The 25,342-nt window shown below is 56.5% G+C and carries 23 protein-coding genes; 14 read left to right on the plus strand and 9 right to left on the minus strand.

The genetic code is table 11. The features are described 5' to 3' along the window. Positions 1–45: 45 nt before the first annotated feature. From EU557_RS00915 to EU557_RS00930, 4 genes are all read left to right on the plus strand, one after another. On the plus strand, positions 46–819 hold the full coding sequence (locus EU557_RS00915) for a DUF1573 domain-containing protein (RefSeq protein WP_135528545.1): 774 nt from the start codon (positions 46–48) through the stop codon (positions 817–819). Between the two features lie 222 nt (positions 820–1,041). Beyond that, on the plus strand, positions 1,042–2,169 hold the full coding sequence (gene ald / locus EU557_RS00920) for an alanine dehydrogenase (RefSeq protein WP_135528546.1): 1,128 nt from the start codon (positions 1,042–1,044) through the stop codon (positions 2,167–2,169). 174 nt (positions 2,170–2,343) lie between these two features. Next, positions 2,344–2,946, plus strand: coding sequence for an SMI1/KNR4 family protein (locus EU557_RS00925; RefSeq protein WP_135528547.1), 603 nt, complete (start codon positions 2,344–2,346; stop codon positions 2,944–2,946). A gap of 15 nt (positions 2,947–2,961) precedes the next feature. Beyond that, positions 2,962–4,860: an LTA synthase family protein gene (locus EU557_RS00930; RefSeq protein WP_135528548.1), complete on the plus strand. Its 1,899-nt coding sequence runs from the start codon at positions 2,962–2,964 to the stop codon at positions 4,858–4,860. A gap of 23 nt (positions 4,861–4,883) precedes the next feature. Here the strand turns inward: EU557_RS00930 and EU557_RS00935 are convergent, their stop codons facing one another. Beyond that, positions 4,884–5,342: a type I restriction enzyme HsdR N-terminal domain-containing protein gene (locus EU557_RS00935; RefSeq protein ID WP_135528549.1), complete on the minus strand. Its 459-nt coding sequence runs from the start codon at positions 5,340–5,342 to the stop codon at positions 4,884–4,886. A 180-nt stretch (positions 5,343–5,522) separates the two neighbouring features. On the opposite strand from EU557_RS00935, the gene EU557_RS00940 reads away from it, so the two are divergent. The 3 genes from EU557_RS00940 (at position 5,523) to EU557_RS00950 (ending at position 8,744) form a co-directional block, all read left to right on the plus strand. Next, positions 5,523–6,296 (plus strand): AMP nucleosidase, encoded by a 774-nt coding sequence (locus EU557_RS00940; protein ID WP_135434453.1) that lies wholly within the window; start codon positions 5,523–5,525, stop codon positions 6,294–6,296. A 317-nt stretch (positions 6,297–6,613) separates the two neighbouring features. Beyond that, positions 6,614–7,048: a hypothetical protein gene (locus tag EU557_RS00945; RefSeq protein WP_135528550.1), complete on the plus strand. Its 435-nt coding sequence runs from the start codon at positions 6,614–6,616 to the stop codon at positions 7,046–7,048. Positions 7,049–7,091: 43 nt separating this feature from the next. Beyond that, positions 7,092–8,744 carry an amidohydrolase gene (locus tag EU557_RS00950; protein ID WP_135528551.1) on the plus strand — a complete coding sequence of 551 codons (1,653 nt, stop codon included), beginning with the start codon at positions 7,092–7,094 and terminating at the stop codon, positions 8,742–8,744. Positions 8,745–8,816: 72 nt separating this feature from the next. Here the strand turns inward: EU557_RS00950 and EU557_RS00955 are convergent, their stop codons facing one another. The 8 genes from EU557_RS00955 to EU557_RS00990 all read right to left on the minus strand — a co-directional run bounded on the left by EU557_RS00955 (position 8,817) and on the right by EU557_RS00990 (position 18,472). Next, on the minus strand, positions 8,817–9,332 hold the full coding sequence (locus EU557_RS00955) for a DinB family protein (RefSeq protein WP_135528552.1): 516 nt from the start codon (positions 9,330–9,332) through the stop codon (positions 8,817–8,819). Positions 9,333–9,473: 141 nt separating this feature from the next. Then, on the minus strand, positions 9,474–10,925 hold the full coding sequence (locus EU557_RS00960; protein WP_135528553.1) for an MFS transporter: 1,452 nt from the start codon (positions 10,923–10,925) through the stop codon (positions 9,474–9,476). Between the two features lie 141 nt (positions 10,926–11,066). Next, positions 11,067–11,678 carry a nucleotidyltransferase family protein gene (locus tag EU557_RS00965; RefSeq protein WP_135528554.1) on the minus strand — a complete coding sequence of 204 codons (612 nt, stop codon included), beginning with the start codon at positions 11,676–11,678 and terminating at the stop codon, positions 11,067–11,069. A gap of 165 nt (positions 11,679–11,843) precedes the next feature. Continuing rightward, positions 11,844–13,031: an XdhC family protein gene (locus EU557_RS00970; protein ID WP_135528555.1), complete on the minus strand. Its 1,188-nt coding sequence runs from the start codon at positions 13,029–13,031 to the stop codon at positions 11,844–11,846. Between the two features lie 323 nt (positions 13,032–13,354). Beyond that, the gene (locus EU557_RS00975; RefSeq protein ID WP_135528556.1) at positions 13,355–15,694 is read right to left on the minus strand and encodes a xanthine dehydrogenase family protein molybdopterin-binding subunit; all 2,340 of its coding nucleotides are present in this window, start codon (positions 15,692–15,694) and stop codon (positions 13,355–13,357) included. A gap of 102 nt (positions 15,695–15,796) precedes the next feature. Next, positions 15,797–16,780 carry an FAD binding domain-containing protein gene (locus EU557_RS00980; protein ID WP_135528557.1) on the minus strand — a complete coding sequence of 328 codons (984 nt, stop codon included), beginning with the start codon at positions 16,778–16,780 and terminating at the stop codon, positions 15,797–15,799. A gap of 94 nt (positions 16,781–16,874) precedes the next feature. Next, entirely contained in the window at positions 16,875–17,513 is a 639-nt protein-coding gene (locus tag EU557_RS00985; protein ID WP_135528558.1) for a (2Fe-2S)-binding protein, read from the minus strand. A 425-nt stretch (positions 17,514–17,938) separates the two neighbouring features. Further along, a complete protein-coding gene (locus EU557_RS00990) occupies positions 17,939–18,472 on the minus strand; it encodes a TetR/AcrR family transcriptional regulator (protein WP_135528559.1) in 534 nt (177 codons plus the stop codon). Between the two features lie 707 nt (positions 18,473–19,179). On the opposite strand from EU557_RS00990, the gene EU557_RS00995 reads away from it, so the two are divergent. The 7 genes from EU557_RS00995 to paaD all read left to right on the plus strand — a co-directional run bounded on the left by EU557_RS00995 (position 19,180) and on the right by paaD (position 25,338). Continuing rightward, a complete protein-coding gene (locus EU557_RS00995) occupies positions 19,180–20,523 on the plus strand; it encodes a phenylacetate--CoA ligase (RefSeq protein WP_135528560.1) in 1,344 nt (447 codons plus the stop codon). Between the two features lie 98 nt (positions 20,524–20,621). Next, a complete protein-coding gene (locus tag EU557_RS01000; RefSeq protein WP_135528561.1) occupies positions 20,622–21,257 on the plus strand; it encodes a TetR/AcrR family transcriptional regulator in 636 nt (211 codons plus the stop codon). Positions 21,258–21,300: 43 nt separating this feature from the next. Beyond that, a complete protein-coding gene (gene paaE, locus EU557_RS01005) occupies positions 21,301–22,380 on the plus strand; it encodes a 1,2-phenylacetyl-CoA epoxidase subunit PaaE (protein ID WP_135528562.1) in 1,080 nt (359 codons plus the stop codon). Positions 22,381–22,543: 163 nt separating this feature from the next. Then, the gene (paaA, locus tag EU557_RS01010) at positions 22,544–23,512 is read left to right on the plus strand and encodes a 1,2-phenylacetyl-CoA epoxidase subunit PaaA (RefSeq protein WP_135528563.1); all 969 of its coding nucleotides are present in this window, start codon (positions 22,544–22,546) and stop codon (positions 23,510–23,512) included. Positions 23,513–23,732: 220 nt separating this feature from the next. After that, positions 23,733–24,020 (plus strand): 1,2-phenylacetyl-CoA epoxidase subunit PaaB, encoded by a 288-nt coding sequence (paaB, locus tag EU557_RS01015; RefSeq protein WP_135528564.1) that lies wholly within the window; start codon positions 23,733–23,735, stop codon positions 24,018–24,020. A gap of 11 nt (positions 24,021–24,031) precedes the next feature. Beyond that, positions 24,032–24,835, plus strand: a complete 804-nt coding sequence (paaC, locus tag EU557_RS01020; RefSeq protein WP_135528565.1) for a 1,2-phenylacetyl-CoA epoxidase subunit PaaC — start codon at positions 24,032–24,034, stop codon at positions 24,833–24,835. A gap of 11 nt (positions 24,836–24,846) precedes the next feature. Then, positions 24,847–25,338 (plus strand): 1,2-phenylacetyl-CoA epoxidase subunit PaaD, encoded by a 492-nt coding sequence (gene paaD / locus EU557_RS01025; protein ID WP_135528566.1) that lies wholly within the window; start codon positions 24,847–24,849, stop codon positions 25,336–25,338. Positions 25,339–25,342: the final 4 nt, after the last annotated feature.

Below are 25,342 nucleotides of genomic sequence, written 5' to 3' on the forward strand. Positions count from 1 at the left end.
GTAAGCCCCTCACCTACTGATTTCTAACGCTAAGCTTCCTATAAGATGAAACACTTGTTCTCGCTGTTAGTAGCCCTGCTTGTGGCCGCAGCTTCGCACGCTCAAGGGGTGCTGCAGTTTGAAAAGGAACTCCACGACTTCGGTAATGTGCCCGAAGGCACCATGGCTACCCATGAGTTCAAGTTTAAGAATACCGGCAATCAGCCCGTTATCATTGCCAACGTACAGGCATCCTGCGGCTGTACTACCCCCGATTGGACTAAAACGCCCGTGATGCCCGGCAAAACCGGCATTGTGAAAGCCGTGTACAGCAGCTCCGGCCGCCCCGGTATCTTCAACAAAACCGTGACGGTAACCAGCAATGCGGCCACACCCAGCACTGTGCTCACCATCAAGGGTAACGTGCTGAACAAAGACCAGATTAAGGCTACCCTTACGCCCGCTCAGCTGGCCCAAGGCCCCAAGCTGGAGCTAGACCGCGCTGGCCACGACTTCGGCAAGATGGAGGCCGGCCAGACGCCCTCAGCCCGCTTCACGGTGAAGAACACTGGTAAGCAGGACCTGGTGCTGAGCGCAGTGCAGTCGCAGTGCTACTGCGTGGGCTACAAGGCAGTGCCAGCGCCTATTAAGCCGGGCCAGAGCGCAACCATTGAGCTAGTGTACAACCAGCGCAAGCTAGGCCCTCAGCAGGAGGCCGTAACCATCACCAGCAATGACATGCATGGCGACGCCAAGCTTACGCTGAAAGCCAACGTGGTGCAGGACTTGAACGCTGGCAGCATGGTGAAAGAAAGTGGCTCTACCGTGCCATTCAAATAGGCCTACAGCTCTATTCAGATCAGCCTTCTTCTAGCAATAGCTGAGGCCCTTCTCGCGCAGCCAAAGCAGACGTAACCACGTCGGCTCCAGCAGCGGGAAGGGCCTTTTTGTTTATCCGAACGTCATTCTACTTTACCGTGTTACCTCAGCGAATTCCGCCTTATCTTTGCCCCCGCTTTCAGAGCGCTATCATCCACCCACCTTCACCCTTCGCTTCAAGCCATGCTAATCGGCGTACCAAAAGAAATTAAGAACAACGAAAACCGGGTAGGCCTCACGCCTGCCGGCGTAGCTGAATTCCGTAAGCACGGTCACGATGTGTACGTGCAGGCTACGGCTGGCTTGGGCAGCGGCTTCCAGGATGCCGAGTACGAGCAGGCTGGCGCTACCATCCTTCCCACTATTGAGGATGTGTATGCCAAGGCTGAAATGATTGTGAAGGTGAAGGAGCCGATTGCTTCGGAATACCCCCTCATCAAGGAAAATCAACTGCTGTTTACCTACTTCCACTTTGCCTCGGGCGAGGAGCTGACTCACGCCATGATTGAGCGCAAAGCGGTTTGCCTGGCCTACGAAACGGTAGAGCTACCCTCGCGCGCCCTGCCCCTGCTCATCCCGATGAGCGAAGTGGCTGGCCGCATGGCACCCCAGGAAGGTGCTAAGTACCTGGAGAAGCCCCTGAAAGGCCGTGGCATTTTGCTGGGTGGCGTACCCGGTGTGAAGCCCGCCGAAGTACTGGTGTTGGGTGCTGGCATCGTGGGCACGCAAGCGGCTAAAATTGCTGCTGGCCTGGGTGCTCAGGTAACCATCATGGACATCAGCCTGAACCGTCTGCGCGAGCTGGACGACTTCATGCCCAAGAACGTGGTAACGCAGTACTCCAACGAGTACAACATCCGCGAAGCCATCAAAACCGCTGACCTCATCATTGGCGCAGTGCTGATTCCGGGTGCTAAGGCTCCCCACCTCATCACCCGCGACATGCTTAAGACCATGAAGGCCGGCACTGTGCTGGTTGACGTGGCCGTGGATCAGGGTGGTTGCATCGAGACTTGCAAGCCTACCACCCACGAGAACCCCACCTTCATCATCGACGACATCGTGCACTATTGCGTAGCTAACATGCCCGGTGCTGTGCCGTACACTTCTACCTTGGCTCTGACCAACGCTACGCTGCCCTACGCCGTGAAGCTGGCTAACCTGGGCTGGCAGGAAGCCTGCCGTCGCGACGAGGCTCTGCGCCTCGGCCTGAACGTGGTGCACGGCAAAGTTGTGTACAAAGGTGTAGCCGAAGCCTGGGGCCTGCCCCTGGAGACGGTTGACTCCGTAATGGAAGGCGCTGTTGCGTAAGCAACTTCAGTAGCCTCTAAGTAGAAAAGCCTTCCCGGCCTGATGGTCGGGGAGGCTTTTTCTGTAGCGCGAAGCTCCAGCTTGGCGTTTCTTGGTTAATATTCTGGTAGAACAGCCGCCATTGGCAGCTGTTCTACGCAACGCGACGAAGCTGGAGCTTCGCGCTCCTCCCTTATGAAAGGCATCCTATTTACCGGTGGCGAACTAACGGACCTCGTAAGCTTTGCCCGCCTTCCCTCCTACCTGCAAGCCTTCCTGCGCGAGCAGAACGGCGTGGTGGCCTACTTCGGTGGCCTACACATCCGCGGCTGCGTGTCGGAGCCCTCCTGGCATTCCCTTGCTGAAGTATGGCAAGGCGAAAACGCTTTCTGGCGCACCTACGATACGGTGGTAGAAACCGACATCCCGTTTGCGCAAGACTGCGTGGGCAACCAATTCCTGCTCCGCGGCGATGCTGTGCTCTTTCTGGACACTGAAACCGGGGAGCTGGCCGACCTAGAGGTAGACTTCAAACACTTCCTGTTCGGGGCTGAGAAATTCCCACTGGATGCGCTGGGCATGGAGCCGCTGCGGGCATTCCAGCAACGTGGCGGTGTGTTGCAACCCGGCCAACTGCTAAGCCTGTTTCCGCCGTTGTGCATTGAAACGGCCCAGCAAAAGCCCCGAGTGCAGCCGCAAAGCGTGGCCGCTCGCCTGGCCTGGCTGGCCGACTTATACCGCCAAATCAAGAACCTGCCCGACGGTCAACATCTGCAACTCAAGCCTCTTCAGGAATAACCGTTACTTGCGCTGATGCTCTCTCCCGTTCTGCGCCTGCTGCTTCGTCGGTTCCTGCTACTGCTGGGGGTCTACCTGCTACTGCGGTTGGCCTTCTACCTGGCAAACCAAACGGTTTTCCAGGAGGCCACTATCAGTCAGGTTCTGCTGGCTTTCTGGCATGGCTTCCGCTTTGATATTTCGGCGCTGCTGCTGCTGAATATTCCGTTTCTGGCGCTGTCCCTGGTGCCCAACTTTGGGCGCACCTGGCAGCGCACTTTACGGGGCGTGTACCTGACGCTGAACGCCACAGGCATGGCACTCAACCTGATTGACACCCAATATTTCAAGTTTATCGGGCGGCGCACCAGCGACGAGTTGTTCACTATTACTGGCGACATTGAGCGACAGGCGGGGCAGCTCGTAGGCCACTATTGGTTTCTGCTGATTCCGTTTGCGGCTCTGTTTGGGTTGCTCTGGTACCTGTACCCTATGCCCAGCCCAACGGAGGCAGCGTATTATCAACAGCCTCGTACCTCGCGGAGTATCCTGCGGACTGGCCTAGAGCTTATTGTGGTGGCGGGTCTGGCGGTATTGGGTATCCGGGGTGGCCTACAGCTTAAGCCCCTGCGTACCGGCCATGCTTTTATGCAGACGCCCCCAGTGCTAGGCCACTTGGCTCTGAACAGTACCTTCACCTTTCTAAAAAGTCTGGGCTACGAGCCCGTTGAGCGTTTAGACTACTTCTCTTCCCCGCAGAAGTTGCAGGCCGCTCTGGCTGCCCGAGTACCAGCCCCTCGCCCTAAAGCCCCACGTGATAACGTGGTGATACTGCTGGTCGAGAGCTTCGCCTCCGAGTATAATGGTATTGAAAACGGCGGCCGCGGCTACACGCCATTTTTCGATTCGCTGGCCACGCAGGGCCTTTTCTTTCGGGAGCACTACGCTAATGGCCGCCGCTCCATTGAGGCGCTGCCGGCGGTGCTGGCGGGTTTACCCTCGCTCATGGAGAGCCCATTCATCACCTCCAACTTCCAGACCGATGAGCTCCATGGCCTGGGTGAGCTGCTGGGCAAGCAGGGTTATGCTACCTCAGTCTACCACGGAGCCCAAAACGGCACCATGGGCTTTAATACCTTTTCGGGTATTACGGGCATTCAGAAATACTATGGCCTGACGGAATACCCCGGCGGTGCCAAAAGCCCCGATTTCGACGGGCACTGGGGCATTTTTGACGAGCCGTACCTGCAATACTTTGCGCAGCAGCTCACCAAACAGCCCGAGCCCTTCTTCTCCACGGTATTTACCCTGACTTCGCATGAGCCTTTCCCGGTGCCTGCCAAGTACAAAGGCAAGTTCAGCCGGGGCAAGCTACCCATTCACGCCTCCATCGGCTACACCGACTTTGCGTTGCGGCAGTTTTTCAAAATGGCCTCGCGGCAGCCCTGGTACCAGCATACGTTGTTCATCCTACTCGCCGACCATACTTCGCAAACTTTACGGCGTGACTATCAGAACCTGCTCGGCAGCTACAAAACGCCCCTACTGCTCTTTCACCCCGGCGGTACTCTACCGGCCGCTGATGTCCACCGTATCACTCAGCAAGCCGATGTGCCAGCCACGGTGCTGGATTACTTGGGCATAGCTGCTCCGCACCAACTGCTGCCCTTTGGTTATTCCGTTTTCGACTCGGGCACCGGCGGCCGCGCCTTGTTTCTAAGCGGTGGCTCACACTACCTCGTGCACCACGACTATGTAACCGAGTTGACGCCTGACAGCCAAGTCCGGCTCTACCCGTACCGTACGCACTCCATGCCCGCCAGCCCCCTAGCCCACCCCGACCCTGAAAAGCTGCGCTCCTATGGCAACGAGCTGAAGGCCTGCACGCAGTTCTTCACGAATGGCTTAGTAGATAACAAATTATACAAGCAGTAAGGTGGCTAGGCCACTTTACTCAATTACTCAAGCAATAAATCACCGTAAGCTGGCACTTCTAGGAGGCGCTCGTTGGTGCGCTGCTCAAAATTCACGCGCCAGCAGAAATGCTGCAGGCCATTAGTTAGTAGTAGCAGCGAGGCACCGATGGTTTGATTATAGGTGGCAGCCTGCATGGCTACGGCAGCAGTTATGGCCACGGACGGTGCTTTGCACTCCACTAGCAGCAGGGGCTGGCCATCAGGGCCGAGGGCACAGAGGTCGGTGCGCTTTTGGCGCTGGTTGTAGCGGTGCCCGCGCTCCAGGGAAAGCAAGCCTTTGGGGTAGCCGCGGTGGTTGATGAGGTAATGGACCACATGCTGCCGAACCCATTCTTCGGGGGTTAGTACTACTTGTTTGCGGCGTAATACATCCCAGATCAGCAAATTTTCGCTGGATTTCGTAACTTTGTATTCGAAAGGCGGCAGGTTCAACTCTTGCATCACCTCCAAAGGTACGGCCCAGGACTTCAGTTCCCGCTTTTCGCCCCGTACCGTCGTACCCTCCCGGGTTCCGACGGTTTTTTTGTATCCAATGGAAAAAGATAGTCGGAAGTGAATACTGTTTTTACGTATCTACTGCTTTCCCTGTCTCTCCCTAACCTTTACACATTTTAATTGCCTATGAAGACTAAATCCGACATTGTCGAGAACTGGCTGCCCCGCTACACCGGCGTACCACTCAAGGAATTTGGCCAGTACATTCTGCTGACCAACTTCCTCAACTACGTGAATATGTTTGCCGAGCAGTTCGGCGTAGAAGTGCGGGGCCTCGATAAGCCCATGCAAACTGCCACCGCCAACGGCATCACCATCATTAACTTTGGCATGGGCTCGCCCATGGCCGCTACCGTGATGGACCTGCTTTCGGCCGTGAAACCTAAGGCAGCTCTCTTTCTGGGCAAATGCGGTGGTCTGAAAAACAAGACCAAACTCGGCGACCTGATTTTGCCTATCGCGGCTATTCGTGGCGAGGGTACTTCCGATGACTACCTGCCCGCTGAGATTCCGGCATTGCCGTCGTTCCGCTTGCAGCGCGCCGTGTCTTCGATGATTAAGAAGCACGAGAAAGATTACTGGACCGGCACGGTGTACACCACCAACCGCCGCGTGTGGGAGCACGACGAGAACTTCAAGGAGTACCTGCGTCAGATCCGGGCCATGGCCGTGGATATGGAAACGGCTACCATCTTCACGGTTGGCTTCGTGAATGAGATTCCGCACGGTGCGCTGCTGCTCGTGAGCGACAACCCCATGACGCCCGAAGGCGTGAAAACGTCTGAGAGCGACAAAAAGGTAACCTCCGACTTTGTGAATTCTCACCTGCAGATCGGGATTGAGTCGCTGATGGAGCTAAAGAACTCCGGCGAGTCAGTTAAGCACATGCGCTTTGAGTAGAAGCTAGCTTGCTGTTCTAGAAAAAAGCCCGAGCGCCTGCGCCCGGGCTTTTTTGTGCCCCATGGTCACCGGTGGTCTACCTCGTGCTTGCCTCTTCTGCAACGCAACGTTATAGTACTAACCGCCAGAAGTACCCTGTGCTCTTACTGATCTGCTGGGTTGATTATTATTGTTTTAAGGCTCATGCAAAATTTTACAACTCTCCTATTAACTCCTACCTTGAAGCCTGAGCTGAATACCCTACATTACAAGCTCATCAGTTGCGTTGCCAAGACGGAGGAGGTAGTACTGGCTCTTGGTTTCAATCGTCTTTCCCAATGGGCCTTTTTGACTCGAATTATCTTACCGTATCATCTACCTCAGAACAAAATCTGCTCACGGCGCGCTGGCTGCGGTCGGTGATGCCATTTGAGCTGCACCGAGGTTATCAAGCTATGCTGGATATCGCCGCCGAACGTCAGTGCCGCTACTGGCTGGTTGACATCCGGCGCCGCTCCAGCATTGACTCCCTGGATGTTCACTGGATGCTGGAAGAGTTTTATCCACAGCTCTATCCTCGCTTGGGCCGCACTACCTTCATTGCCTTCCTGATGGCGCCAAACCAACTGGCAGGCGTCCTGGCTGATTCTTCTATCCCGCCGCTAGCCCCGCCAGAGGAGGGCCGGCCGTATATTCTGCAGCGCTTTACGGAAGAGAAACCGGCGCTGGAGTGGCTGCAGCATTATCAGCAGCTAGAGTCGGTGGCTCGCTAAATCTGGTGATTGCGCAGGCAAGCGCGTTGCGTACCTTCGCCGCATGACTCGTTTTCGACTCCTCACCCTGCTCCCGTTGCTCGGGAGTGTTGCCGGCTGCCAGACCACCAGCCGCCAAGCCGCCGACCTTATCGTGTACAATGCCACGGTGTACACCGTAGACTCCACCTTCAGTAAGGCGCAGGCTTTTGCGGTGAAGGACGGTAAGTTTGTGGGCGTGGGCTCCGCCGATGATATCCGCGGGAAGTTTCAGGCGGAAAAGGAAGTAGATGCCCAGGGGCAGTTTGTGTATCCTGGCTTTTATGACGCCCACTGCCACTTCTACCGTTACGCCCTGGGCCTACGCGACGCTGATCTGGTGGGCACGGAGTCGTGGGGAGCGGTGGTGCAGAAGCTGCAGGCGCAACGCCAGCAGTACCCGCAAGCCGCCTGGATTACCGGCCGGGGCTGGGACCAGAACGACTGGCCTAGCAAGCAATTCCCGACGAAAGACACGCTTGATGCTCTCTTCCCGAACACGCCCGTGTTCATTGTGCGGGTAGACGGGCACGCCGCCCTAGTCAACCAGAAAGCGCTGGACCTGGCGGGCGTGACAAAGAACACGCCCATTAGCGGCGGCACCATTACCCGCGATGCGCGGGGCAACCTGACTGGCCTACTCGTGGATAACGCGGTGCGGCTGGTATCGGGCAAGATTCCGGAGCCCACGGCGGCCGAAGCGGATGCCGCCCTGCTGCAAGCCCAGAAGAACTGCGTGGCCGTAGGCCTCACCAGCCTCGCCGATGCGGGCCTCGACAAAGGTAACGTAGACCGGATAGATGCCCTGCAGCAGCAAGGCAAGCTGAAGGTGCGTCTCTACACCATGCTGGCGCCGACCAAGGAGAACCTCGATTTCTACCTTAAGAACGGACCGGTATTCAAGGACCGGCTGACCGTGTGCTCATTCAAGGTATACGCCGACGGGGCGCTTGGCTCCCGCGGGGCCTGCCTGCTCCACCCCTACTCCGACAAGCCAAAGGAAACTGGCTTCCTGCTCTCCTCTATTGCTGATTACCGCAAGCTGGCCCAGCAACTGGCCGCTAGCAAGTTTCAGATGAACACCCACGCTATCGGCGACTCCAGCAACCGGCTGCTGCTGGATATTTACGGCGAGGCGCTGAAGGGCCAGAAAGACCGGCGCTGGCGCATTGAGCACGCCCAGGTAGTGAGCAAGGCTGATGTGCCAAAGTTTGGGCAATATGGTATTGTGCCCTCGGTGCAGCCCACCCACGCCACTTCTGATATGTACTGGGCCGGGGAGCGGCTAGGCCAAGAGCGCCTGAAAACTGCGTATGCCTTCAACGACCTGCGCAAGCAATACGGGCAAGTAGCCCTGGGCTCCGACTTCCCGGTGGAAGACATCAACCCCCTCTATGGCTTCCACTCGGCCGTGGCCCGGCAGGATGCCAAGAACTACCCGGCCGGCGGCTTCCAGATGGAAAATGCCCTGAGCCGCCCCGATGCCCTGCGCGGCATGACCACCTGGGCCGCCCACGCCGCCTTCGAGGATAAGCAGAAAGGCAGCATTAAACCCGGCATGGCGGCCGACTTCGTCCTGCTGGGCATTGACTTGCTGGAGGCTCCCAAAGAGCAACTTCGCAATGCCAAAGTGCAGCAGACCTGGATTGCTGGCGAGCAAGTGTTTCAGGCGAAGTAAACTGGCCTACAGCACAACGGCCCGCCATCCTTTGTAAGGATGGCGGGCCGTTGTGCTTAATAAGGTTTTGCGTTAGCGCTGGGGTGCTTCGTCGGCAGAGCCGCCGTAGATGGCGGGCACTGGGATGTCAAGCAAGCGCAAGTACACCGAGAGCTGGCCGCGATGGTGGATGAGGTGGTTGAGAACCATCGTGCGGGCTACAGCGGCGCGCGGCAGCTTCATGAGTACTTGCTCGCCACGACGCATGGTCCAGAAGTCGTAGAAAGTCACGTCATCAACCTGGCCTAGAGCCTTGTGGATGTTCTCCCCGTTCACATCGAAGCGGCGTAGTACCTCATCGGTAGTAGTGGGTGATTCAGGAAACTTGAATGTGGTAACGTCCGTTTCGGGACCTTGCAACGACATTTCCAGGAAACCCACCAAGTTGGCCATGTGAGAAGCCAGCGTACCGATTTTCATGGATTTGGGGTGCGGTTGCCAGCCGAATTGCTCCGTGGGTACCCGCTCAAGCAAGCGGCGCGTGAGCTGCAATTCGTGTTTCAGTTCTTGACTGAGGGCGGTCTGGAGAGAGGTGGTCTGAGCTTCCATAGAGCAGAGTAAAGGGTGGAGTATTGCTAAGGGTAACTGTTAGCTAAAGTTTAGGTTTGGCTGGGCAAGAGAAAGCCCGCTCCTAACGGAAGCGGGCTTTTGCACTTATATGCTGCCTCAGACTGGTCGTTGTTGATAGGCCTAGCCTTTCGTGGCAGGCATCCCCACGTTGGGTGTAGCCGGTGGCGGACCAACGGCAGCTACTTCTGGGGTCTGCTCATCGCGCAGCTTTTTGCCGCGCAAGGTCAGCAGGAACAACAGGCCTAGAATGAAGAACACAATCAGAGACAGGATGCTATTGCGCATAGAGCCCGTAATCTGGGCGATGATGCCAAAGACGGCCGTGCCAATTACAATGCTGAGCTTTTCCGTAACATCGAAGAAGCTGAAGAAGGCAGCGGTATTGGGAGTATTTTCGGGGATAATTTTGGAATACGTACTGCGCGAGAGACTCTGAATGGCGCCCATGGTAAGGCCAATTACGGAAGCCAGCGCGTAAAAGCTCCAGCCCGCCTGCACGAAGTAGCCGGCCACGCAGATGCACATCCAGATGAACACCGACCAGCTTAAGGCCCGTGTATTACCGATGCGCTCAGACAGCTTGGCAAACAAGTAGGCTCCTAAAATGCCTACCACTTGCAGCAGCAGGATAGTAATGATGAGCGCGGTGCTTTCGAGGTGCAGCTCTTTGTCGCCGAAAATGGTGGCCACGTACATCACCGTTTGCACTCCCATATTGTAGGTGAAGTAGGCTAGCAGAAAACGCTTCAGGTTGGGAAGCTGCTTGAGCTGGTCCCACACTTTGCCTAGCTCCCGGAAACCGTTCAGCAGCCAACCCGAATCGTCAGCACCGGCAGTTGCATTCGCACTACGGCCAGGGTCGGCGGGCAGGGTGAAGAACGGAATCTGCGCAAAACCAGCCCACCAGATACCCGTCAGTAGAAACGAGATACGAGCTGGTAACCGGGCCCCTTCCGGCGTAGAGGCATCAATGCCCACCAGGTTGGGGAATTGGTTGATGACCAAGCATATTATCAGCAATACTACGGAGCCGATATAGCCCATGGAAAAGCCCCGGGCAGAAAGAGAATCGTACTGCTCTTCCGATGAAATAAGGGGCAAATAGCTGTTGTAGAATACAATAGACCCCGAAAACCCGAAGGTAGCCGAGATGAATATGAACGTACTGAGCGTGAGCGTATCAGGAGTAAACAAGAACAACGCTGCGCAGGAGGCGGCCCCGATGTAGCAGAAGATCTGCATGAACAGCTTCTTGCGCCCTGAAAAGTCAGCCAGCGAGGTAAGGAAGGGGCTCACTAGGGCTACCAGCAGGAAGGCCGCAGAAATAGCGTACGTCAGCAATGAAGACCCCGGCACTTCAAACCCCAGGAAGTTGACAACGTCGGTTTTGGGGCTCAGCGTTTTGGTGATGGCGCCCCAATAGATCGGGAAGATGGAGCTGGTGATTACCAGCGGATACACGGAGTTGGCCCAGTCGTAGAACGTCCAGCCGCGGGTGATGCGCTTGTCGTCCTTGGGGATGGCGTCAAAAGAGGCATCCGGCGTAGCAGCCGAAGCCGAGGCAGTAGTCATAGAAGCAACAGTTGAGGTGTGAGCACCGGGCAAGATAACGGGATTCCGCGGTTGCGGTTGCTGAGTTATTTTAGGATACTATTATCTCTGTAGCTTAACAGGCCGTTTGTGCTTGGTTTCAGTTGGTGGCCCTGCTAATTGTTAGGCCAGATGCTCACTCTGGGCGGCATTAGTCAACAGGGCAGCGTATTGCTCTTCGGTATCCACATCTATTGCCCCCTCCGGGAAAGCAACCGTAGCTACAAGCTCCGGGTGTTGCTTCAGCAACTGGCCCGCTCCTGCGCCTGATGGCAACTGCCGAAGCAGCGGCACCGCTTCTAAGCTGAAGAATACGGGTACTCCCCGAACACCCCCATACTCTGAAGCGATAATAGGTTGGCCGGAAGCAGCGTAGGTATCTTCCAGCTGGCACAGAAGCGCGGGCGTTACGTAGGGCTGGTCGCAGAGGAGGATAAGGAGGCTTTTCCAAGCGGCACATATGCTTTCCAGCACTGCTAGGCCATACTTTATGGAGGCGCCCATTCCCTGTGCCCAGTTGGCGCAATGCACCGCAACCACCGGTAAGTTGGCTAGTTCTGGCAATAGCTCTTCGTGCAAAGCGCCCGTCACTACAAGCACGGGTGCTCCGGCCGCGGCAGCCACAGCCGTTTCCGCGGCCCGGCGCAACAACGTTTTCCCCTGATATGCCAGCAGCTGTTTAGGCCGCCCCAACCGGGAAGAGGAACCAGCAGCTAACAGAATAATGGCAGGCATGGGTGCGAGCGGGTAAAGAGATACTTATCCTACAAGCCTGGGTTGGCTTTACGTATAGGCAGGTCGTTGCTAGGCCAGTTTTGCGTATGCGTTAACCCGTAATACTGCATGCTAGTCAACTCACGGTAGCCATGAATAAGCTTTTCTTGCCTACAGACCAGCGGGTTAGAGTTCACATACTGCATCAACGCGGCCGTCGGCGATGAGCGGGCCATCAGCGTGCAATGAGGGGTGAATGGGGTGCGGGGAGTCGCGTAAGAAACTAGCCGGGCGGTTAGTGAGCACGGCCTGAATCTCTGCAATGATAGACAGTGCAATTTCCTCCGGCGTCTCGGCGCCCAGGTTCAAGCCGATGGGGCTGTACAACCGCCCCTGCAGGCGCTGCGCGGCATCGGGCAAGTCTTTTTGCAAGTCAGTCAGTAGCCGGTCGTATTTCTTGCGAGGACCCAACAGGCCTACGTAGCGCGTGGGAGCGTCAAGCAAGTGGCGCAGCACGGCTAAATCGTAGTAATAGTTGTGGGTCATGAGCAGGGCAAAGCTGCCATCATGGGGCTCCTCTCCTACCTGAGCTAGCGGCACCACCCGTACGGCCTCCGCTTCGGGGAAACGGTTGGCCTGGGCTTGCGCTGGGCGGCCATCGAGCACCTGCACCCGCCAGCCTAGGCCACTCGCCAGCCGTACTACAGGCTGCACATCGTTGCCGGCACCATACACTGTTAGGCGTACGGGGGGCCGCAGAATTTCCAGGCACACCCGCACCGTAACCGCACCCGCCGGGTAATGGCGCGTGGCTGGCTGGCCGGCTGCCAGAGCGGCCTGGGCATCGGCCAGAATAGCTTGGTAGAGTGCTGAGTCAGTTGCTAGGCCACCTTGCACGGCACCGTCGGAGGTTAGCAGTAGCCGCTCGCCCATTTGCGCCGGGGCGTCACTGCCTGCTAAGCTGAAGACGGTAGCAACCACGGCGGGTGCTTCTACGCCTTCGGCCCAGCGCCGCAGCAACTCCAGGGGGTTATCTGGGTTCTGAAAGTCAAGCGGCTCCAGTAGAATCTGTACTACGCCTTGGCACCCCAATGCAGCCCCAAACTGCAGGTCGTCATCGGGGTCAGTGGAGTCGTAGGTTACAATGGTGGGCTTGCCGCGCTGAATGGTTTGGCGGGCCCGGCGGCGGGCATCTCCTTCCAGGCAGCCCCCGCTAATGGCCCCCGTCAGTTGGCCATCTTCGGTTACCAGCATGCGGGCACCTGGCCTACGATAAGCCGAGCCCGCCACATCTACCACCGATGCCAAGGCACAGGCGCGGTTAGCGGCGCGGTGCTCGTCGTAGGCCAGTAAGAGCCGTTGTAATTCTGTCATATGCAATAGCTAACGCTGGCAGAGGGCAAGCAGTAGCGTAGGTTCTTAGAAAAGCAGAACTGTAAATAGGCTACTTGTTTCACCTGAACAGCTATCCGCAGTACGTAGTTTACACCCCACAAGTTGAATCTGCAATTACTCAGCAAGGTGGCCATATAGCCTGATTTCTGCTGGCCATGCATGCTTCCGCAGATGCCCCAGACAGACCAAGCTGTATGTGTTGTTAAACAGATTTTCGCTAGGCCACTATCTTCAGCCATCCACGCTTAAAAAGCCCCGCTACTTATCAGAGAGCGGGGCTTTTATTACGCTTAGCATCGTCTTTATACTTGCATTGCTTTTGCCTGCAGCACTTTATCCGGCGTAATGGGTAAGCTGCGGATACGTTTGCCAGTGGCGTGGTACACCGCGTTGGCTACCGCCGCTGCTACACCTACCATCGAGATTTCACCAATGCCCTTCACCCCCATGGCGTTGATATAGGGGTCATGCTCTTCGATGAATTCCACGGTCATGTCCGGGATGTCGGCATTTACCGGAATATGGTAGTCGGCGAGGCTGGCGTTGGTGTAGCGGGCGAACTGGTCGTCGCGCACGGTTCGCTCCATCAGCGCGGAGCCAATGCCAAAGATGCTGCCGCCGATAATCTGGCTGCGGGCCGTTTTGGCGTTGAGAATGCGGCCGGCCGCGTGCACGCTCACCCATCGGGTTACGCGCACGGTACCCAACTCAGGGTCAACTTTCACTTCGCAGAAATGTGCTCCGAAGGAATGCATGGAGTGGCCCGCCATATCATCTTGGTGGCCCGAATCAGCGGGGCCGGCGGCCAATCCCGACTCGTAGCCGGCCCCATACTTGCCGTTGCCGGTTCCCTCGATGTCAGCAGTTTCGTTGCGCTTCATCAAGGTCGCGTAATCTTCACCTTTGGCCTTGTTAGCTTTCAATACCATCCGGCCGTTTTCGACCATCACATCGGCAACTTTTGCCCGGTACAGCGGCGACTTCTTGTCCTGAGTAGCCAGCTTAATGAGCTTCTGCCACACGTCTTGGGCGGCCATATAGATGGACGAGGATACGGTGCCCGCCGCCACCGAGCCGCCAGAGTTAGGAGCAGTAGGCAGCTTGGTGTCGCCGAGTTCAAAGCGCACTTTGTCCGGCGCAAGCCACAGCGCATCGGCCGCTACCTGCGTCATAACGGTATAGGTGCCGGTGCCCAGGTCGGTGGCGCCAGTTTGCACCAGGGCGTGGCCGTCGGCATAGAGGCGTACCCGGGCCGTGCCTTGGTTGTTATGCACGGGGTAGCTGGCCGTAGCCATACCCATGCCCACCAGCAGGCGTCCGTCGCGAGTCTCGCCGGCTTTGGGGTTGCGCTTGCTCCAGCCAAACAGTTCGGCCCCACGGGCGTAGCATTGCTTTAGGCTTTTACTGCTCCACGGCTTGTTGGTGCTATAGTCTTTGTCAGCGTAGTTCAGCAGCCGGATTTGCAAGGGGTCTAGGCCTACCTGGTAGGCCAGATCATCCATGGAGCACTCAATGGCAAAAGAGCCGGGCGCTTCACCAGGGGCCCGCGTAAACGTGGAGGTCATCACGTCGGCACGCGCTAGCTGGTAGGTTGACTCAAACGCCGGGCATTTATACAGCAGGTTGATGATGCGGCTATTTGGCTCGGCGTAGTTGTCCCAGGGTGAGGTTGTGGAGGTTTTCTCGTGAATCAGCGCCAGCAGCTTCCCCTCTTTGGTTGCCCCAACTTTCAGCGTTTGGGTCTGGTCTTCCCGGTGGCCCATGCTGGTAAACATCTGCGGGCGCGTAAGCGAAAGTTTCACCGGCCGCCCTACTGCCCTAGCCGCTTGTACCGTGAGCACCGTGTGGGGCCAGGTAGAACCTTTGCAGCCGAAACCGCCACCCAGGTATTTGGTCACCACGCGCACCTGCTCGGCCGCTAGGCCGAGCATGGTGCTCAGGGCCTTCTGGGTCCGCGTTACGCCCTGCGTCGATTCGTATACCGTTAGGCGGTCGGGCGCTTCCCAGTGAGCAGTGGTGGCACCGGGCTCCATGGGGTTATGGTGGTTGATGGCGTGCGTGTAGGTGTGCGTGAGTTGCACCGGGGCCGCGGCAAAGGCCGCTTTGGGGTTGCCCCGTACGGTATGCCCGTCGGTTTTGCCATCCTGCACCTTCTGCGGATCAAACAGCTCTGCTCTAGGGTCCACGTAAGAAGCCAAGGGCTTTTCGGCCGCAATCTGTACCCGCACGAGGGCTGCCGCATGCTGGGCGCGCTCCAAGGTATCGGCCACAATAATGGCTACCGGCTGCCCGGCGTAATGCACCTGGTCGGAGGTCAGGGGCAGGAAGCCCATAGGCGCCCCAATGGCCTTCTTGCCTTCCGGATCGTTGGGCGTTTTAGCGAGCTTGGGCACGTTTTGGTGCGTCAGGATAGCTAGTACGCCCGGCTCCTTTTGCGCCGCGCTGGTATCAATGCTCTGAATCCGTCCCTTCGCAACATCGCTGGTCTTCAGTACCGCGTGCACTAAGCCAGGTAAGTTGTTAAACTCGGCGGAGTACTTTGCCTGGCCGGTTACTTTAGCCCGGCCATCTACCCGGTCTAGCGGCTGGCCCACCGAGCCGGCTTTCGGGTTGGTTTCAAAGAATGCTGGTTCGATATCCATAAGGAGGTTACGTCTTAGTAGGTGTGGCTTTGCAGAGCAGAGGAAGCTGTACCAGCTATTTCTTGCCTTGCTTAACCTTTCTGGCGGGCACAGTTTGAGTTGCTAGCCGGCTACTTTCTGCAGCGCCTGCACCAGCGTGTTCTGGGCCAACTCCACTTTAAAGCGGTTGTGCTCTCGGGGTTGAGCCCCACGCAAAGCAGCGGCCGCCGCCGCCCGGAATGTAGCCTCCGTGGCTGGCGCGCCGGTAAGCACTTGCTCCGCCTCGCGGGAGCGCCAGGGCTGGGCCCCCACCCCACCCAGCGCCACGCGGGCTGCCCGGATAGAACCACCCTGCACATCTAGGCCTACCGCGGCCGAGGCCAAGGCATAGGCATAGCTAGACCGCTCGCGTACTTTCAGGTAAGTAGACCGCTGGGTGTAAGCCGCCGCAGGCACTGTAATAGATACAATCAGCTCACCGGGTTCGAGCACGGTTTCCTTCTGCGGGGTATTGCCGGGCAACAGATAAAACTCTGTGATGGGTACCCGGCGCTGCTTGCCTTTCGCGTTTTCCAGGGTCAATACCGCGTCGAAGGCAGCTAACGCCACCGATAAGTCGCCGGGGTAGGAGTTGGCAATGCAGGCGTCGCTCACGCCCAGAATAGCCAGGTTGTGGTTGTCGCCCTGCAGGGCGGGGCAGCCGGAGCCGGGCACGCGCTTATTGCACGGAAAGGCTGGGTCGCGGAAGTAACCACAGCGCGTACGCTGCAGAATGTTGCCGCCCATGCTGGCCATGTTGCGCAGCTGCGGCGAAGCGGCCAGCAGCAGTGATTCTGAAATGGCCGGAAACTGCTGCTGTACAATGGGGTTTTCGCCCACGTCGCTCATGCGCTCCATGGCCCCTATGCGCAAACCGTCGTTGGTTTTCTCAATGCCTTTGAAGGGTAGCAGGTTGATGTCAACCAGTTGGGAGTGCTGCTCCAGGTTGGCCTTCATCAGGTCTAGCAGCGTAGTGCCACCGGCAATGTAGGCCGCTTGTTTATCGTCGCGCACAATAGCGGTGGCGTCTTTGGCTTTTGAAGCCTGCTGGTAAGCAAAATTGTTCATCGAATAGAGCTGAGAACTGAGATTTTAAACTTGAAACTGGCTTGAGCATAGCGCTGAGTTTGTAGTCTCAGGTCTACCCTCCAGCATCCAAGCCCTACGCTTTGCCTGCCACTTCACGCACAGCCGCCACAATATTTGGGTAGGCCCCACACCGGCATAAGTTGCCGCTCATCCACTCCCGCGTTTGCGCGTCGGTGGTGGCATGGCCTTCATTCACGCAGGCCACGCCCGACATGATTTGCCCGGAGGTGCAGTAGCCACACTGGAACCCATCGTGCTTGATGAAGGCGGCCTGCATCGGGTGCAGCTCCTCTCCTTTCGCCAGCCCCTCAATAGTCGTTATTTCCTTGCCCTGACTCATCACCGCCAGCGTGAGGCAGGAGTTAACCCGGCGGCCATCTACCAGCACCGTGCAGGCGCCACACTGGCCGTGGTCGCAGCCCTTCTTGGTGCCCGTAAGGTCCATGTATTCGCATAGAGCATCCAGCAGAGTCACGCGTGGCTCCAGCTGCAGAGTGCGAACGGCCCCGTTTACCTTCAGGCGCATCTGCGAAACCCCTTCCACCTTACCCGATAGCGCGGTGAGGCGTTCTGCCTGGCTTATCAAAGGCGGCGCCAGCGCTAGGCCTAGAATACCACCGGCCTGCTTCATAAAGCTCCGCCGCGACTTATCATCAGGGAGTGGCTCCTGGGGCCTAGCGCCCGCCGGATCGTTGGGGAAATACTCAGACATAAGAAACGTTGATAAAAGCAAAATTCACAAACAGTCACCCACTTCCCCAGATAAACCAGACGGTTAGCAGCCGCCAATTCAACAGCACATTTACGTCTCGCTTAGTCCTGCGCTGTGAGCCTGCTTGCAGTATTACAGACCGCATACAGCTCAGCTCACTGTGCATGGGCGGGCAACTCAACCATGTACGCATCCCAAACGGTTGAGTTCTGCCACTTACTCAATAAGAAGTGCAGTATTCTAGCTATTTGAAAATCAATGATTCTCTTCCAGTGGTGACCTAGCCCTCTCGGTAGCAATGTATGCGCAAGCAGTTAACTTACCCTTGCGCTTTAGGCCCTAGATAAAAGCCAACAAAAAAGCCTCCTGCATCAGCAGGAGGCTTTTTTGTTGGTGGGTAGACAAAGCATTTTTCTTGAGCTAGCTTACTTCTGAGGCTGGTACTTAGACTTAATGAAATCCAGCATTTCCCGGACTTGATCATCGTCTTTATTTACCTCTATTTTCCAGAGAGCTTCTACTAGCAGCATCAGCAAGCTGGTTTCCTTGGCGGGGTCTTTATACCCTAGCTTTTCGAAGGCGTTGTGCAGCAGGGCGGGTACCGGCTGCAGGAAACGCTCGTGCTGCTTTTGAGCGGTAGCGCTATCAGTGAGCCGCGACTGAAGTTTCCAGAAGTGGGGCTCTTCACGTACTAGTTTGTAGGGCAGCTCTACTACGCTGTGTACAAACTCAAGGGGGGCGCGGCCTTCATACCAGCCCCGGTTTTGCTCGATAATACGCTTGTAGCCCTTCTTGATGATGAAATCGAGCAACTGCTCCTTTGAGCCAAAATGCTTGAAAATAAGGGCTTCAGACACTCCCGCTTCCTTGGCAATTAATTGCGTGGGGGTATGTTCAAAGCCCTTTTCCCCAAAAAGCTGTAGGGCAGTTTGAGCAATGTGCTGCTTGCGGTTGGTCATGGACGGAGTTCAGTTTGTGCTATTGGGGCTCAATATAGCACCCTAAAATACCTCTATTGCGTAAATACGGCATTTTACTGTCCAGTATCTAGCAAAATTTACGCTTTCAATAGTCAGTCTGCTAACAGCCCCTGCCGCCCTTTCCACCCTCCACTTGGCACCACGTAGTCGAAAACTAACCGCGGCCGCCCTACAGTAGTAAGAGCAAGGAGTAGCCCCAAAGCTACCCGTAGGCCCTATATACCATAAGCCGGCCGAACTGGAGGGGGTCCAATTCGGCCGGCTGCGAGGAGGTAGAAATTTGGCGTCTGGGCTGGGGAGCCACACGACTTTCTACAAATTTCGCCAGATGGGTGGGATCAGCATCTGGGTAAACGGGGCGGTGGGAATTTTGGGTCCAGGTGGGGTGGGAGACACCTGGGTAAGCGGGCGTGGGAATTATCAGTCAGTTGCCTTGGTGGGATAAGCCAGCTGATTGATGGGACAATATTAAGCAAAGATTTTTAAATGCAAGTAAGTATTCACTTTTTTAGTGAGTGTACACTTACTAATACATCAATACTAACGCTTGTTATTGCCATTACAGCCTCCTACGGGCCATTTATGGATATTGTTGCGTTTAATAAAAAACTAACGAATGTTTGTTTCAGCGGGAGTGTTCACTTACTTTTATCAGCGTTCTTGCGTCATCCTCCCGCCTAACACCAATGGTTTTCAACCCTGAGATAGAACAACTACCGCTGCTGAAGCTGCGGGAATTGCAGAACGCTCGGCTGAAGCAACAGGTAGCTTACGTGTACGCTAGGGTCCCCTTTTACAAGCAGAAGCTAGATGCTTTGGGGGTTCACCCCTCTTCCTTTAAAGGCTTAGAAGACTTACCCAAACTAGGCTTCACCAAAAAGACTGATTTCCGCGACAATTACCCTTTCGGCCTCTTTGCCGTGCCAGAAAGCGAGATAGCCCGCCTGCACTGCTCCAGCGGCACCACGGGCAAAGCTACCGTGGTAGGCTACACTGCCGCAGACCTAGGAGTATTTGCCGAAGTAGTAGCCCGTTCCTTAGCCGCCGCTGGCTGCCGACCCGGCATGAAGCTACAGAATGCCTATGGTTACGGGCTATTTACAGGTGGCCTAGGTATCCATTACGGCGCCGAAAAGCTTGGGCTCACGGTAATCCCCGTATCGGGGGGCGGCACCGACCGCCAGCTGCAGCTCCTGCAAGACTTTCAGCCGGAAATCCTTTGTGCCACTCCCTCCTACGCCCAGGTACTAGCCGAGGAAATGCAGCGCCGCGGTATTTCGCGGGAAGCCATCAATCTCCAATATGCCGCGCTGGGTGCCGAGCCCTGGACGGAAACCATTCGTCAGCAAGTGGAGACTGGCCTAGGCGTGCAGGCTACTAACATCTATGGCCTAAGCGAGATTATGGGCCCCGGCGTATCGCAGGAAGATGTGAACGAGCGGGGCACCGGCAGCTACATTTGGGAAGACCACTTCTACCCCGAAGTAGTAGACAAAGACACGGGTGAGCCCGTAGCTGAAGGGGAGTTAGGCGTATTGGTGTTTACTACGCTCACCAAAAAGGCCATGCCCATTCTGCGGTACTGGACCAACGATATTACCAACATCTACTACGACAAGTCGGGGAGCCGCACCCACGTCAAGATGGGCCCCATCCGGGGGCGGTCCGACGATATGCTCATCATTCGGGGCGTAAACTTCTTCCATACCCAGGTAGAGGACATTCTGAGTGGCCTAGAGCACGTGAGCCCTTACTACCAGGTTATTGCCTCCCGCCGGGGCAGCATGGATGAGGTAGAAGTAAACGTAGAGGTTAGCCAAACGTTAATGCGTGAGCTAGGTCTTAACACCGTAACGGATGAGGCCATGGCGCAGCACGAATGCTTGCAGGCGCTACAGGGCTCTTTCGCCAAGAAAATCAAAGACAACATTGGGTTGAGCATGAAGGTCACGCTCCTAGGTTTTGGCGAGCTACCCCGCAGCGAAGGCGGCAAGCTGAACCGAGTTAAAGACCTACGCAACCTGGCCTAGGCCACTTCAGTAGCAACTTCTAATGGCCCAAGAAACTTACCCGTCCAGCATTCTTCGCCTCATATAGTATACCGTCCTCCTGCCCTCTCCACCCAACAATGGCTAAGAAAACAAAGACCAATAAACGGCAAACCATCATTGAGGAAGCTGCTAAGCTGTTCAAAGACCGAGGTTTCGGGGGTACGTCCATGCGCGACTTGGGCGCACAGGTTGGCATGGAAGCCGCCAGTATGTACAACCACATCAATTCCAAGGATGAGATTCTAGAGCACATCTGCTTTCACGTTTCCAATACCTATATCTCGCAGCTAGCTCAAATTGAGCAGACCGAGGCGTCCTACGTGGATAAAATCAAAGCGCTGGTTCGGCTGCACATTCATTTGATGATAGAAGACGGCGCAGCTGTTTCCGTAGCCAACAACGACTGGAAATATCTGACGGGTGACAAGCTGACTCAGTTTAAGGATGCCCGCAAGCGCTATGAGCGGGGCTTCGCAGCCCTGATTGAACAAGGCATTGCCGCGGGCGAATTGCAGCCTGTGAACGTTTCGGTGGCGCTGTTCACCATTCTCTCGGCGGTGCGCTGGGTGGAGCTATGGTACCGGCCCGGTCGTGGTATTTCTGGCGAAGAGTTGGAGCAAAACATCATGACCATCCTGCTCAATGGCTTGGCGAAGGGCCAGCAGCAGCCCATTGAAGTACGTGAGCTAGTGCTTCCTTCTGACCACTCCTGATCAGCCACCCTCCCTAGCCATTCTTACTCTGGTAACTCACCTCATGAGTCGATTTCATAAAGTAAAAATTAAGCGCATTAATAAGGAAACGCCCGACTGCGTGACGCTGTCGTTGGACGTGCCGGCAGAGCTGCGTGATACGTTTAAGTTCACCCAGGGCCAGTACCTCACGTTCAGGAGGGAGCATAACGGCGAGGAGCTACGTCGCTCCTACTCCATCTGCAGCACCCCCCTGGATGGCGAGTGGCAGGTAGCTATCAAGAAGGTGCCGGAAGGCCGCTTTTCTTCCTTAGCTGTGGAGAACCTGCGCGTAGGTGAAGAGCTGGATGTAATGCCTCCCGCAGGCCACTTCTATACCGAGCTGCACCCCGAGCAAGCGAAGCACTACGTAGCCTTTGCAGCCGGTAGCGGCATCACGCCGGTGTTTTCCATCGTGAAAACCATCCTGCTTACAGAGCCCAAGAGCCAGGTTACACTGATTTACGGCAACCGGGGCCGTAACTCTATCATCTTCAAAGAGGCTATTGAGGCCTTGAAAAATAAGTTCTTGCGTCGCCTGAGCGTCTATCACATCCTAAGCCGCGAGCAAGGAGACACCGATCTGCTCTTCGGGCGGATTAATGAGGCCAAGACCAAGCAGTTCCTGGATAAAATTCTGCCGGCTCAGCAGATTGATGAAGCCTTCATTTGCGGCCCCGAGGAAATGATTAACGGTGTGCGCGCGGCTCTAAGTGGCGCCGGTGTAGCTCCCGAGAAGATTCACTTCGAGATGTTTACCTCAGCGGGCGGTGCCAAGAAAGCCGCTAGCCCCGCCAAGCTGCACCCGGTGGGCGAAGACGATAAGAAAAGCCAGGTAACGGTGCAGCTAGATGGCAGCACCCGTGTACTGGAGATGTCGTACTACGGTAATACCATTCTGGACGAGCTGCTGGATATGGGCGTGGATGCACCGTATTCCTGCAAAAACGGCATGTGCAGCACCTGCCGCTGCCGCGTAACGTCTGGCACGGTAGAGATGGACGTAAACTACTCGCTTTCTGACACCGAAGTGGCGAAAGGCTACGTCCTTTCCTGCCAGGCTCGGCCCACCTCGGAGAAAGTACTCGTAGACTTTGACCAGTAGTGGCCTAGTGTCATTCTGAGAGAAGCAGGAATCTGAGTTACTGACCTAGAAGCTAATCCAGATCCCTCGTCCTTGGCTTGACTCGCCACATGCTCGGAATAACAACCGCAATATTTTCCTTACTTTTAACTAACGATTGTTAGTTAACCTTTGTTAAAGAGGCATGGAAACGCTAGAACTCACCCAAGAAGAACAGTTTCAGGCCCGCATTGACGCGGATGTGCGCATTGAGCCGAAGGATTGGATGCCCGATGCGTACCGCAAAACGCTGATCCGGCAGATTTCCCAGCACGCTCACTCTGAGCTCGTAGGGATGCTGCCAGAAGGCAACTGGATTACGCGCGCCCCTTCGCTGAAGCGCAAGTCTATTCTGCTTTCAAAGGTACAGGATGAAGCCGGTCACGGTCTCTACCTCTATAGCGCCGCCGAAACCCTGGGTGCCTCTCGCGACCAAATGCTGGCCGATCTGCACTCCGGTAAAGCTAAGTATTCTAGCATCTTCAATTACCCCACCCTTAGCTGGGCCGATATGGGCACGGTGGGCTGGCTGGTAGATGGTGCCGCCATTCTGAACCAGGTGCCGCTGTGCCGTACTTCCTACGGCCCTTATGCCCGTGCCATGGTGCGGGTGTGCAAGGAGGAAAGCTTCCACCAGCGCCAGGGGTTTGAGATTATGCAAACCCTTTGCGAAGGTGCCCCCGAGCAGAAAGCCATGGCCCAGGAAGCCCTAAACCGTTGGTGGTGGCCTACGCTGATGATGTTCGGCCCCAAAGATGCCGACTCGCCCAACACGGCGCAGAGCATGAACTGGCGCATCAAGCGCTTCACCAACGACGAGCTGCGCCAGAAGTTTGTGGACATGATGGTACCCCAGGCCGAGTTCCTGGGCCTGACCGTGCCCGACCCGAACCTGAAGTGGAACGAGGCCAAAAGCGGCTACGACTTCGGCGAGGTAGACTGGGAAGAATTCTGGAACGTGGTGAAGGGCAATGGCATGTGCAATAAAGACCGCCTCGGTGCCCGCGTGAAAGCGCACGAAGAAGGCGCCTGGGTACGGGAAGCCGCCCTCGCCCACGCCGCCAAACGCAAGCAGCGCACCGAGCAAGCCGAAGCTGTTCAGCAAGTGGCCTAGGCCAGTTCGCTCATCGGCGCATCAAGTATAACTAAGAACGTCATGTCGAGCTTGTCGAGACATCTCGCGTGCTGACGCTAGGATTACCACTGCAACGTCAGCACGCAAGATGTCTCGACAAGTTCGACATGACGGCTAGCCTAGCATTATACTTACGCTAGGCCACTCCCCTACTCCAACGTGAAACTCACCATTTCACAACTTCACCATTTCACCACACATGACTCAGCACGAATGGCCTCTGTGGGAGGTATTTATCCGCAGCAAGCAGGGCCTCGATCATAAGCACGTGGGCAGCCTGCACGCCGCCGACGCGGCCATGGCCATCCAGAACGCCCGCGACGTGTACACGCGTCGGATGGAAGGTATTAGCATCTGGGTGGTAGAATCGAAGCACGTGCACGCCTCCAACCCCGACGATGCTGCCGCCTTCTTCGACCCCGCCAACGATAAAGTATACCGGCACCCTACCTTCTACGAGGTTCCAGATGCTATTAAGCACATGTAATTCCTGAGGATATGCAAGCCACCCCATCCGAAACGCTTTCGTTGGCTACTTACCCGCCGGAGGTACGGCAGCAGTTGTTCCGCTACGTGCTGCAGCTTGCCGATACGAGCCTGATTCTAGGCCACCGACTCTCGGAGTGGTGTGGGCACGGCCCCATTCTGGAGCAGGATCTGGCCATGGCCAACATTGCGCTGGACTTGCTAGGTGAAACCCGCAGCCTCTACCAATATGCCGCCGAGCTGGAAGGCCAGGGCCGAACGGAGGACGACTTAGCCTTTTTGCGCCTCGCCACTGAGTACCAGAACCCACTATTAGTTGAGCAGCCCAACGGCGACTTTGCCGATACCGTAGTGCGGCAGTTCCTGTTCGACAACTTCCACTACCACTTCCTGCAGCAGCTCCAAACTAGCCCCGACGAGCGGCTGGCGGCTATTGCGGAAAAAGCCTGGAAGGAAGCCGCCTACCACCTCAAATGGAGTTCCGAGTGGATAATCCGACTGGGTGATGGTACCGAGGAAAGCCGCCAGCGCGTGGAGAAAGCCCTCAGCAACCTGTGGCGCTACTCTGGCGAGTTGACCAACCCCACCGCCACTGAGCAAGCTTTGCAGAGCCTCGGGCTAATACCCAATTACGCCACGCTCATTCCGGCCATGCAGGCGCACGTGGCGAAGGTATTTGAGGAAGCTACCCTTCCCCTACCCACCGAAACCTACATGCAGAAAGGTGGCAAGGAAGGGCGCCACACCGAGCACCTCGGCTATATCCTGGCCGAATTGCAGTACATGCAACGCACCTATCCTGGTATGAAATGGTAGCCGAAACACCTATGCCCACCGAAGAGCGCATCTGGCAATTGCTGGAGGAGGTATTCGACCCTGAAGTGCCCGTTTTGAGCATTCTGGATTTGGGCATTGTGCGCGGCGTGCAGGTAGCGGGCGAACAGGTGACTATCAACATCACCCCTACCTACTCCGGCTGCCCAGCCATGAATACCATTGCCACTGATATTCGGTTGCGCCTGCTAGCGGAGGGCATCACGCAGGTAACAATCAACAACCAACTTCGCCCGGCCTGGACGACTGATTGGATGACTGCCGCCGGCCGTGAAAAGCTAGAGGCCTACGGTATTGCCGCGCCCGTTAATGGCACCTCTACCGGCCATGTGCTCAACCTCTTCGGCCAGGATACTGCCGTGCGCTGCCCACTCTGCAAATCTGAGCATACGCACTTGGTCAGCCAGTTCGGATCCACCGCCTGCAAAGCCTCCTACCAGTGCGACGACTGCCTGGAACCTTTTGATTACTTCAAGTGCCACTAGAGCT

It is taken from the genome of Hymenobacter wooponensis, from assembly GCF_004745865.1.
GTDB lineage: Bacteria > Bacteroidota > Bacteroidia > Cytophagales > Hymenobacteraceae > Hymenobacter > Hymenobacter wooponensis.

Coding starts and splice junctions, on each gene's coding strand:
- EU557_RS00915 (WP_135528545.1), top strand. CDS start 46: ATGAAACACTTGTTCTCGCTGTTAGTAGCCCTGCTTGTGGCCGCAGCT.
- ald (WP_135528546.1), top strand. CDS start 1,042: ATGCTAATCGGCGTACCAAAAGAAATTAAGAACAACGAAAACCGGGTA.
- EU557_RS00925 (WP_135528547.1), top strand. CDS start 2,344: ATGAAAGGCATCCTATTTACCGGTGGCGAACTAACGGACCTCGTAAGC.
- EU557_RS00930 (WP_135528548.1), top strand. CDS start 2,962: ATGCTCTCTCCCGTTCTGCGCCTGCTGCTTCGTCGGTTCCTGCTACTG.
- EU557_RS00935 (WP_135528549.1), bottom strand. CDS start 5,342: ATGCAAGAGTTGAACCTGCCGCCTTTCGAATACAAAGTTACGAAATCC.
- EU557_RS00940 (WP_135434453.1), top strand. CDS start 5,523: ATGAAGACTAAATCCGACATTGTCGAGAACTGGCTGCCCCGCTACACC.
- EU557_RS00945 (WP_135528550.1), top strand. CDS start 6,614: ATGGGCCTTTTTGACTCGAATTATCTTACCGTATCATCTACCTCAGAA.
- EU557_RS00950 (WP_135528551.1), top strand. CDS start 7,092: ATGACTCGTTTTCGACTCCTCACCCTGCTCCCGTTGCTCGGGAGTGTT.
- EU557_RS00955 (WP_135528552.1), bottom strand. CDS start 9,332: ATGGAAGCTCAGACCACCTCTCTCCAGACCGCCCTCAGTCAAGAACTG.
- EU557_RS00960 (WP_135528553.1), bottom strand. CDS start 10,925: ATGACTACTGCCTCGGCTTCGGCTGCTACGCCGGATGCCTCTTTTGAC.
- EU557_RS00965 (WP_135528554.1), bottom strand. CDS start 11,678: ATGCCTGCCATTATTCTGTTAGCTGCTGGTTCCTCTTCCCGGTTGGGG.
- EU557_RS00970 (WP_135528555.1), bottom strand. CDS start 13,031: ATGACAGAATTACAACGGCTCTTACTGGCCTACGACGAGCACCGCGCC.
- EU557_RS00975 (WP_135528556.1), bottom strand. CDS start 15,694: ATGGATATCGAACCAGCATTCTTTGAAACCAACCCGAAAGCCGGCTCG.
- EU557_RS00980 (WP_135528557.1), bottom strand. CDS start 16,780: ATGAACAATTTTGCTTACCAGCAGGCTTCAAAAGCCAAAGACGCCACC.
- EU557_RS00985 (WP_135528558.1), bottom strand. CDS start 17,513: ATGTCTGAGTATTTCCCCAACGATCCGGCGGGCGCTAGGCCCCAGGAG.
- EU557_RS00990 (WP_135528559.1), bottom strand. CDS start 18,472: ATGACCAACCGCAAGCAGCACATTGCTCAAACTGCCCTACAGCTTTTT.
- EU557_RS00995 (WP_135528560.1), top strand. CDS start 19,180: ATGGTTTTCAACCCTGAGATAGAACAACTACCGCTGCTGAAGCTGCGG.
- EU557_RS01000 (WP_135528561.1), top strand. CDS start 20,622: ATGGCTAAGAAAACAAAGACCAATAAACGGCAAACCATCATTGAGGAA.
- paaE (WP_135528562.1), top strand. CDS start 21,301: ATGAGTCGATTTCATAAAGTAAAAATTAAGCGCATTAATAAGGAAACG.
- paaA (WP_135528563.1), top strand. CDS start 22,544: ATGGAAACGCTAGAACTCACCCAAGAAGAACAGTTTCAGGCCCGCATT.
- paaB (WP_135528564.1), top strand. CDS start 23,733: ATGACTCAGCACGAATGGCCTCTGTGGGAGGTATTTATCCGCAGCAAG.
- paaC (WP_135528565.1), top strand. CDS start 24,032: ATGCAAGCCACCCCATCCGAAACGCTTTCGTTGGCTACTTACCCGCCG.
- paaD (WP_135528566.1), top strand. CDS start 24,847: ATGCCCACCGAAGAGCGCATCTGGCAATTGCTGGAGGAGGTATTCGAC.